Source organism: Parabacteroides sp. AM58-2XD (genome assembly GCF_003463685.1).
Taxonomy (GTDB): Bacteria; Bacteroidota; Bacteroidia; order Bacteroidales; family Tannerellaceae; genus Parabacteroides; species Parabacteroides segnis.
The window spans coordinates 1-575 of sequence record NZ_QSDP01000264.1 but is presented as its reverse complement, the minus strand read 5'-3'; the positions used below and the strand labels follow the sequence as shown (position 1 = coordinate 575).

General features: G+C 51.3%; 1 pseudogene. It reads right to left on the bottom strand.

What is annotated here, in order from left to right:
- Positions 1–575, bottom strand: a pseudogene (locus tag DXA15_RS25190) (helicase associated domain-containing protein); the annotation flags it as partial.

Sequence of the window (575 nt, the reverse complement as noted above, 5' to 3'; positions counted from 1 at the left end):
GTAGTTTTTCATAGTTTTCCATCCAGACATCATCGATAGTCCAGATAAAACCTTCGGCATCCATCCGGGCGATGCGTTCAGCCGAAAGTAAACCTTGTTTCCGGTTCTTGCGCTGGGTGTTACACCAGCTGCCGGCTTTGCTTCATTGCTTTTGGGCCAGCGGTTGTGTTTTTTGTAGTAGGCAAGTACCTGCTGCCAGTTCTCCGTCCAGAGCGAATCCAGATCCTGTTCCCACCAGAAGCCGATCGAATCGAGCAACCGGATTCTTTCATTGGAAAGGAGACCTTTCTTTCGTGCCTGCCGTTGGGTGTTGCACCAGGTATTCAGTTTGTTTTCACCGCGTTTGGGGCAACGGTGTTCTACGGACATAAATGCTTTCAGTTCTTCAAAGCAGTTCATCCAGCGGCTGTCCTGCACCTCCCATTCGAAACCGATTCGGTCCAGTTGCGAGATATAATCTTCCGACAACGTCCCTTTCTTCCGGGCAATCCGCTGGGTGTTGCACCAGTTTCCCAGCTTCCCTTCGGCTGCCTGCGGCCAGCGTCCTTCACGCTCCTTATATTCGATCAAACGTT